The organism is Methylibium sp. T29, assembly GCF_000576205.1.
Lineage (GTDB): Bacteria > Pseudomonadota > Gammaproteobacteria > Burkholderiales > Burkholderiaceae_C > Methylibium > Methylibium petroleiphilum.
In genome coordinates this window covers 1-7,934 of sequence record NZ_AZND01000160.1, presented here as the reverse complement: position 1 = coordinate 7,934, position 7,934 = coordinate 1, and the positions used below count along the sequence as shown (strand labels likewise).

Here is a 7,934-nt window from a genome sequence, read left to right as displayed (position 1 = left end):
CGGCCGGGGCGGTGCACGAACCGCCGGCGGGTCCGCCGCGCAGCGCGCTGCGACCGCGGGAAGCGCTCGCGGTGGCACTGACGCTCGGCCTGGTCGCGCTGCTGGTGGGCAATGCGCAACGCCACTACGGCGATGTCGGACTCGAGCTGAGCGTGGTGCTCGCCGCGCTGGTCGATGCGCATGCGCCGATCGCATCGCTGGCCGCGCTGCACGCGGCGGGCGAACTGCCGACCGAGGCCCTGCTGCACGGCGTTCTGCTCGCCGTCAGCGCCAACACGGTGACGCGCTGCGGTGTGGCGATGGTGGCGGGAGGTCGTGCCTACGCACTGCGCGTCGGGCTGGCGCTGACCGTCAGCCTGACGCTTGCCTGGAGCGTCTCGTGGTGGTGAGCCGTCAGGTGCGATGGACCGCCCGGTCGGCCTGCTCCTGGCAGTCCAGGCAGTGGCGGGCCTCGGGCAGCGCACGAAGCCGCGGCAGACCGATCGGCTCGCCGCAGCGCTCGCAGTGACCGTAGCTGCCGGTGTTCAGCCGCTGCAGCGCGGCGCTCACCTCGTCGAGCTCGCGCTGCCAGTGGCTGATCAGCGTGATGTCGAGCTCGTCTTCGGCGTCGGCCGCCGCGCCTTCGCTGCCGGCGACGAAGGTGTGCCGGTGGCCGCCGCGGGCTCGAGCAGCCGGGCGCGGTGGGCGCGCAGCTCATCGCGCAGTCGGGCCTCGCGGGCCAGCAGGTCGTCGCGGAGGTCCGCGCAGGGTCGGGTGTTCATGCGGAGGGTCCTCGAGATTTCAATGCAGCATCAGCAGCGGCAGCTTGCTGCGCACCATCACGCCCCGGGTCTGCGAGCCGAACAGCCACTCGCCGAACAGTCCGCGACCGTGCGTCACCATCACGATCAGATCGCAGCCGCGCTGGCGTGCGGCGTCCGCAATGGCGGCGTCGATCTCGTGGGCCTGCGCGAAGCAGCCTTCGAACGGAATGCCGGCGTCGCTGGCGCGCCGCTCGAACGCCGACAGCACGCTGCGTGCATGTTCGGCCGCGACCTGGGCGTGGGTCTCCAGGTCGCGCAGATAGCGGGCCGCGCTGTGGGTCGAACCCGCGGGGGGTGTGGGCGGCTCGGCGATGAACGCGGTGATCGACGCGCCGAGCTGGCGGGCGAAGTCGATGCTCGCCTGCATCGCGCGTTCCGACAGCGCGCTGCCGTCGACGGGAACCAGAAGGTGCTTGAACATGAGAAGGTGCCTCGATCGGAAGCCCGCCAGTCGTTCCAGTCTAGGAGCCGCGACGGCGCCCGGACTTGTCCAGGATCAAGTGCAGAGGCTGCGGGCGCGTGGTCCTTCGGGCGGCGTGCTTGATGCAGCGCAAGCCACGGCGGGGGGGGCTGGCTAGAGTGTTCCGGACGCCGCGCACGGAGCGCGAGCAAGGAATCGGAGGTACTCCATGCGCCCGACGCTGACGACTCTTCGGACGGTGAGCTCCGGCGCGCCTCGCGGTGTCTGCCCCGCCGGGCTCCAGGAACCGACCCGCAGCCTGTTGCGGCACCGCTTGATCGACCTGGAGCGCCGTCTGGTGGACATGGCCGAGACGATCACCACCCGCCTGTGCGATGGTGCAGCCATCGCCGAATCCGCCGCGCCGCGGCCCGACGCGGTCGTGCTCGGCGAGGTGCGCGCGGCGCTCGCGCGGTTCGAGACCGGGCGCTATGGTCATTGCGTCGAATGCGGCGCACCGATCGAGCCGGCGCGCCTGATCGAGCGGCCACAGGCCGGCCGCTGCGAGGATTGCGAACACGAACACGAGCACCATGCCGGGCGTGCGGCCTGTTCATGAACCGCCGCGATCCGTGGCCTCGGGCCGGGTGAGCGGCGCGAAGGCCCGCTGGCGCCGCACAGTGGGAGCGGCGGCGCTCGCCGCGGCCGGTGCGTCCGCGCTGCTGACGTCGTGTGCCCACCCGAAGGCGCCCGATGCGGACCCGCCGCGCATGCCGCCGGCAAGCTTTGCGCCGGCCCTGCGGCAGGGGCTCTCGGCGGCGGTGGGCGTGTTCGGTGTCGGCCTGGAGTATTCGGCCGCCGAACTGCAGAAGCCCGAGGCCCGGCGTCGCGTCGGTGCAGGACGCGTGGCCGACCGCATCGGCGCCGGCTTCGTGATCTCCGGCGCCGAGGGCCTGATCGTCACGGCCTCGCATGCGGTGGCCGGCAGCCAGCGCATTGCGGTCCGGCTGCCGGACCGGCGCATCGTCGCCGCCACGCTGGTGGGCGAGGACGAGATGGCCGACATCGCGCTGCTGCGCGTGCCGCTCGTGCTCCCGGAGCCGCCGCCACAGGGCCGTTCGGCGGCGCTGCGGCCAGGCGACTGGGTGCTGGCGGTGGGTGAGCCCTACGGACTGAACCGGTCGGTGGTGGCCGGCATCGTCGGCGGGACCGACCGTCATTTCGCGGAGGACCAGGAGCTGCTGTTCATCCAGAGCGACCTCGCCCTCAACCCGGGCAACTCGGGCGGACCGCTGCTCGACGGCAGCGGCGCGATCGTCGGCATGAACACCCGCACCGTCGTCGGCTCCGAGGGCTCCGGCGGCGTGAGCCTGTCGATCCCGATCGAGATCGTGATGCAGATCGTCGGCGAGCTGCGCGACCAGGGCCACGTTGCCCGGCCTCGGCTGGGCGCCGAGTTCGACGACGTGGCGCCCTTCGTCGCGCTGGACGCGCGCCGGGCCTATGCGTCCGGGGCGCGCGTCGGCGAGGTCGGCCTGGACTCGCTGGCCGAGCGCATCGGCCTGCAGGTGGGCGACATCATCGTCGGCATGAACGGCCGTCCCATCGGCCACAGCGGTGACCTGGCGCGGGCGCTGCTGGCCTGGCGCTCGGTCAGCGGCACGACGCTGACCGTGTTCCGCGAGCAGGCCTACCTGGAGCTGCGCCTGCAGTAGGCCACCGTGTAGGGCCTCCCCTACAAAACATCGCCGCTGCGCACGATCGCGCGCGGCACACGCCTTCCCTAGCATCGATCCCGAGCCACAACGCAAGGGGTGCCCGATGAGTGATGCGCGCGATATCGACCCGTACGATGCCGACCGGCCGCTGCTGATGCGGTGCAGCTGCGGCCGCCACGGCTCCGCCGCCGAGCACGCGGCCGAGGACGCCAGCACCGAGCTGCGCCGCCGCAGCGAGACGGCCGACTTCGAGGCCGACTCGAATGCCTTCGTTGAGGCCACGCTGGTGAAGGCGCTGTTCCCGCAGGATGCGGTGCGGCGCCGTTTCCTGCGTGCGGTGGGCAAGGGCACGGCGATGGCGGCCATTGCCAGCGTGCTGCCGATCGCCCCGCTGCAGGCCCTGGCGCAGGCCGCCGCGGCGCCCGAGAAGAAGGACCTGAAGATCGGCTTCATCCCGATCACCTGCGCCACGCCGCTGATCATGGCCCACCCGCTGGGCTTCTACTCGAAGCAGGGCCTCAATGTGCAGGTGGTCAAGACGGCCGGCTGGGCGCTGATCCGCGACAAGATGCTCAACAAGGAGTACGACGCCACGCACTTCCTGAGCCCGATGCCGCTGGCCATCAGCATGGGCGTGGGCTCCAACGCCACGCCGATGAACGTGGCGACGATCCAGAACACCAACGGCCAGGCGATCACGCTGCACGTCAAGCACAAGGACAAGCGCGACCCGAAGGACTGGAAGGGCTTCAAGTTCGCGGTGCCGTTCGAGTACTCGATGCACAACTTCCTGCTGCGCTACTACGTGGCCGAGGCCGGGCTGGACCCGGACCGCGACATCCAGATCCGCGTGGTGCCGCCGCCGGAGATGGTGGCCAACCTGCGCGCCGGCAACATCGACGGCTACCTCGGCCCGGATCCCTTCAACCAGCGAGCGGTGTTCGAGGAGGTGGGCTTCCTGCACCTGCTGACCAAGGACCTGTGGAACGGCCACCCGTGCTGCGCCTTCGGCACCAGCACCGAGTTCATCCAGCAGAACCCCAACACCTTCGCGGCGCTCTACCGCGCGGTGCTCACCGCCGCGGCGATGGCGCGCAAGCCCGAGAACCGCGAGCTGATCGCCAAGGTCATCTCGCCGCAGGCCTACCTGAACCAGCCCGAGACGGTGGTGGCGCAGGTGCTGACCGGCCGGTTCGCCGACGGCCTGGGCAACGTGAGGAACGTGCCCGACCGCGCCGACTTCGACCCCATCCCCTGGCAGAGCATGGCCGTGTGGATGCTCACGCAGATGAAGCGCTGGGGCTACGTGAAGGGCGACGTGAACTACCGGCAGATCGCCGAGAAGGTGTTCCTGCTGACCGACGCCAGGAAGACGATGAAGCAGCTCGACCAGAAGGTGCCCGACGGCGCCTACCCGAAGTTCACGATCATGGGCAAGGTGTTCGACCCCGAGCAGCCCGAGCCCTACCTCGGCAGCTTCGCGATCAAGCGCACCTGAGCGGATCGGACGGCCATGGACGGAACCCGTTCGCTCGACCTGCGCGCCGGCTGCTGTCTGCGCTGATCCTCGCGCTGCTGCTGGGCGTGTGGCAGCTCGCCACGCGGCCGGCGGCGGGCAGCGCGGCGGCGCCGGCCGCGACGATGACGCCGGAACAGATCGAGTACGCCCGCCTGCTCGGCAAGGAGCCGGGTGCCGAGGCCGGCTCGACCGCCGGCCGCTCCGGCTTCCCGACACCGGCCCAGCTGGGCAGCAAGATGACCGAGCACCTGTCGCGCCCGTTCTACGACAACGGCCCGAACGACAAGGGGATCGGCCTGCAGCTTGCCTATTCGCTGGGGCGGGTGGGGCTGGGCTTCGCGCTGGCGGCCCTGGTCGCGATCCCGCTGGGCTTCCTGATCGGCATGAGCCCGCTGGTCTACCGTGCGCTCGATCCGTTCATCCAGGTGCTCAAGCCGATCTCGCCGCTGGCCTGGATGCCGCTGGCGCTCTACACGATCAAGGACTCGTCGATCAGCGGCATCTTCGTGATCTTCATCTGCTCGGTCTGGCCGATGTTGATCAACACCGCCTTCGGCGTGGCCGGCGTGCGGCGCGAATGGCTCAACGTGGCCAGGACGCTGGAGGTGAGCCCGCTGCGCAAGGCCTTCGAGGTGATCCTCCCGGCGGCGGCGCCCACCATCCTGACGGGCATGCGCATCAGCATGGGCATCGCCTGGCTGGTGATCGTGGCCGCCGAGATGCTGGTCGGCGGCACCGGCATCGGCTACTTCGTGTGGAACGAGTGGAACAACCTGTCGCTCACCAACGTGATCTTCGCGATCCTGGTGATCGGCGTGGTCGGCATGCTGCTGGACCTGCTGTTCGCGCGGGCGCAGAAGGCGGTGACGTATGTGGATTGACCTCCTTCGTTGTTCGCGGGCCGCTTCGGCGTGCGGCCCGAGGGCGGTGGCCTGCGCGAGCTTCACTGTGCCGCCTTCGCCTGCCGGCGAAGGTCCGCTGCGCTGCTCGCTCCGCGAGGGCGCCCGCACAGCCCACCGCCCTCGGGCCGGGATGCAGCGGAGGGATTCGACCACTGCAACGCACGGTGCGTCTGGCAAGGGTGAGGCTGAGGCCGCGGGCGCGCCTCTGGTACCCCAGCGAAGCGACCGCGGCCTCAGCCTCACCCTTGCGTGCTCGGTGCAAGCAAGCCAGATGCGCAAGACCGGCCCATGCCCATGAACTCACCCACCCCCTTCCTCAAGATCGAGGGCTTGGCCAAGACCTACCCCGGCTCCTCCGAGCCGGTGTTCGACGGTGTCAACTTCGGCGTTGCGAAGGGCGAGTTCGTCTGCATCGTCGGCCACAGCGGTTGCGGCAAGACCACCATCCTCAACGTGCTCGCGGGCCTGGAGCAGGCGAGCGCCGGCCACGTGTTCATGGACGGCCGCGAGGTCGCCGGCCCGAGCCTCGAACGTGGCGTGGTCTTCCAGGGCCATGCGCTGATGCCCTGGCTCAGCGTGCGCCGCAACATCGCCTTCGCGGTGCGCAGCAAGTGGCCCGACTGGGCCGCGTCGCAGGTCGAGGCGCAGGTCGAGAAGTACGTGACGATGGTCGGCCTGGGGCATGCCATCGACAAGAAGCCGTCGGCACTGTCGGGCGGCATGAAGCAGCGCGTGGGCATCGCGCGCGCCTTCGCGATCGAACCCAAGATGCTGCTGCTCGACGAACCCTTCGGTGCGCTCGACGCGCTGACGCGCGGCAGCATCCAGGACGAACTGCTGAAGATCTGCGCCGAGACGCACCAGACCGTCTTCATGATCACGCACGACGTCGACGAGGCCATCCTGCTGGCCGACAAGATCCTGCTGATGAGCAACGGCCCGCAGGCGCGGGTGGCCGAGATCGTGCGCAACACCATGCCGCGCGACCGCCAGCGCGCCACGCTGCACCACGACCCGCAGTACTACCGCATCCGCAACCACCTGGTCGACTTCCTCGTCGCGCGCTCGAAGGACCTGGCGCACGGTCGTGCGCCGGCGTTTCCACCCGAAGTGCATCCGGGCGTCGATGCCTCGCCGGAGGCTGACACCGAACCCGCCGCGCTGGTCACCGGCGTGGCCTCGCCGAACCGGGTGCCGCTGCAGCGAGTGGTGTGAGCGATGTCATCCGCTCGTCCACGCACGCCCTCGATCACCCCTCCCTTTGTCCCACCCCACCGGAGCACGCCATGAGCCGTCTCGAAGTCACCGAAAAGATCGTCGCCACCAAGGTGGCCAAGGGCCTGAAGTGGTCCGATATCGCCGCCAAGGTCGGCCTCAGCAAGGAATGGACGACGGCGGCCTGCCTCGGCCAGATGACGCTGACGAAGGAGCAGGCCGGCATCGTCGGCGAGATCTTCAGCCTCAGCGATGCCGAACAGAAGTGGCTGATGGTGGTGCCCTACAAGGGCTCGCTGCCCACCACCGTGCCCACCGACCCGCTGATCTACCGCTTCTACGAACTGGTCAGCGTGTACGGCACGACCTTCAAGGAACTGATCCACGAGGAGTTCGGCGACGGCATCATGAGCGCGATCGATTTCAAGATGGACCTGCAGCGCGAGCCCCACCCTGCCGGCGACCGGGTCAGCATCACGATGAGCGGGAAGTTCCTTCCCTACAAGACATACTGACAGCAGGATCTGCGTCATGACCACCGAGACCCGACCGCCCGTTCCGCCCTTCACCGTGGAGAGCGCAAGCCGGAAGGTGCGCCTGGCCGAGGACGCCTGGAACACCCGCGATCCCGACGTGGTGGTGCGCGTCTATACCGAGGACACGCGCTGGCGCAACCGAAGCGAATTCCCGTTCGGCCGCGAACAGGTGCGCGCCTTCCTGCAGCGCAAGTGGGCGCGCGAGCTGGACTACCGGCTGATCAAGGAGCTGTGGGCCTGCGACGGCCCGCGCATCGCGGTGCGTTTCGCCTACGAATGGCGCGACGACTCGGGCCAGTGGTTCCGCAGCTATGGCAACGAGAACTGGGAGTTCACGCCGCAAGGCCTGATGGCACGCCGCTACGCGAGCATCAACGACCTGCCGATCGTCGAGGGCCAGCGTCTCTTCACGTGGCCGCTCGGACGGCGCCCCGACGATCACGCCGGCTTGAGCGAACTGGGGCTCTGACGCGGCGACGGCGCTCGCAGGCGCCGCGCGTTCAGCGTGGTGGCGGCGCCTCGGTCGGGAAGTGGCGCCCGGTCCACTCCTTCATGCCGCCGTCCACATAGCTCACGTTGGTGTAGCCCTGCGCCTGCAGCATCGCGGCCAGCTTGCTGGAGCGGTTCTGCGTGCGGCAGATCAGCAGCACCGGCCGGGCCGGATCGCGCGGGATCTCGGACTGCCGCTCCTTGATCTGGCTCAGTGGCAGGCGCAGTGCGCCCGGGGCGACGCCGGTCGCGGCGTGCTCGTCCGGTTCGCGGATGTCGATCAGCAGGGCCTGGCCGGCGGCCGCGGCGGTGCGCGCCGTTTCCAGGTCGACCTTCGGTGCGGCAGGCAGCG

General features: G+C 69.9%; 12 protein-coding genes. 8 read left to right on the top strand and 4 right to left on the bottom strand.

The features are described 5' to 3' along the window. On the top strand, positions 1 to 389 hold a 389-nt coding region (locus x551_RS15835; RefSeq protein WP_152543540.1), incomplete at its 5' end, for a DUF4010 domain-containing protein. Between the two features lie 4 nt (positions 390 to 393). Here x551_RS15835 and x551_RS24525 read toward each other — a convergent pair. From x551_RS24525 to x551_RS15825, 3 genes are read right to left on the bottom strand one after another with little or no spacing between them, the layout of a single operon-like run. Next, positions 394 to 549 (bottom strand): TraR/DksA family transcriptional regulator, encoded by a 156-nt coding sequence (locus tag x551_RS24525; RefSeq protein WP_161728047.1) that lies wholly within the window; start codon positions 547 to 549, stop codon positions 394 to 396. A gap of 29 nt (positions 550 to 578) precedes the next feature. Continuing rightward, positions 579 to 761, bottom strand: coding sequence for a hypothetical protein (locus x551_RS15830; protein WP_036249411.1), 183 nt, complete (start codon positions 759 to 761; stop codon positions 579 to 581). A gap of 19 nt (positions 762 to 780) precedes the next feature. Next, entirely contained in the window at positions 781 to 1,224 is a 444-nt protein-coding gene (locus x551_RS15825; RefSeq protein ID WP_036232868.1) for a universal stress protein, read from the bottom strand. 208 nt (positions 1,225 to 1,432) lie between these two features. Here x551_RS15825 and x551_RS15820 point away from each other — a divergent pair, with 208 nt between their 5' ends. The 7 genes from x551_RS15820 (at position 1,433) to x551_RS15790 (ending at position 7,562) form a co-directional block, all read left to right on the top strand. Beyond that, on the top strand, positions 1,433 to 1,822 hold the full coding sequence (locus tag x551_RS15820; RefSeq protein WP_081771370.1) for a TraR/DksA C4-type zinc finger protein: 390 nt from the start codon (positions 1,433 to 1,435) through the stop codon (positions 1,820 to 1,822). Positions 1,823 to 1,835: 13 nt separating this feature from the next. Continuing rightward, the gene (locus x551_RS15815) at positions 1,836 to 2,918 is read left to right on the top strand and encodes a trypsin-like peptidase domain-containing protein (RefSeq protein ID WP_051512081.1); all 1,083 of its coding nucleotides are present in this window, start codon (positions 1,836 to 1,838) and stop codon (positions 2,916 to 2,918) included. 106 nt (positions 2,919 to 3,024) lie between these two features. Then, the gene (locus tag x551_RS15810) at positions 3,025 to 4,419 is read left to right on the top strand and encodes a CmpA/NrtA family ABC transporter substrate-binding protein (RefSeq protein WP_011831060.1); all 1,395 of its coding nucleotides are present in this window, start codon (positions 3,025 to 3,027) and stop codon (positions 4,417 to 4,419) included. 86 nt (positions 4,420 to 4,505) lie between these two features. Continuing rightward, complete coding sequence (ntrB, locus tag x551_RS15805; RefSeq protein WP_253950393.1) at positions 4,506 to 5,321, top strand: nitrate ABC transporter permease; 816 nt, start codon at positions 4,506 to 4,508, stop codon at positions 5,319 to 5,321. Positions 5,322 to 5,630: 309 nt separating this feature from the next. Further along, positions 5,631 to 6,557 carry an ABC transporter ATP-binding protein gene (locus tag x551_RS15800; RefSeq protein WP_036232873.1) on the top strand — a complete coding sequence of 309 codons (927 nt, stop codon included), beginning with the start codon at positions 5,631 to 5,633 and terminating at the stop codon, positions 6,555 to 6,557. Between the two features lie 71 nt (positions 6,558 to 6,628). Next, entirely contained in the window at positions 6,629 to 7,072 is a 444-nt protein-coding gene (cynS, locus tag x551_RS15795) for a cyanase (protein ID WP_011831057.1), read from the top strand. A gap of 16 nt (positions 7,073 to 7,088) precedes the next feature. Next, positions 7,089 to 7,562 carry a nuclear transport factor 2 family protein gene (locus x551_RS15790; protein WP_036232875.1) on the top strand — a complete coding sequence of 158 codons (474 nt, stop codon included), beginning with the start codon at positions 7,089 to 7,091 and terminating at the stop codon, positions 7,560 to 7,562. 31 nt (positions 7,563 to 7,593) lie between these two features. Here the strand turns inward: x551_RS15790 and x551_RS15785 are convergent. Then, positions 7,594 to 7,934, bottom strand: a 341-nt coding sequence (locus x551_RS15785) for a rhodanese-like domain-containing protein (RefSeq protein WP_216701337.1), incomplete at its 5' end; no start/stop codon positions are given.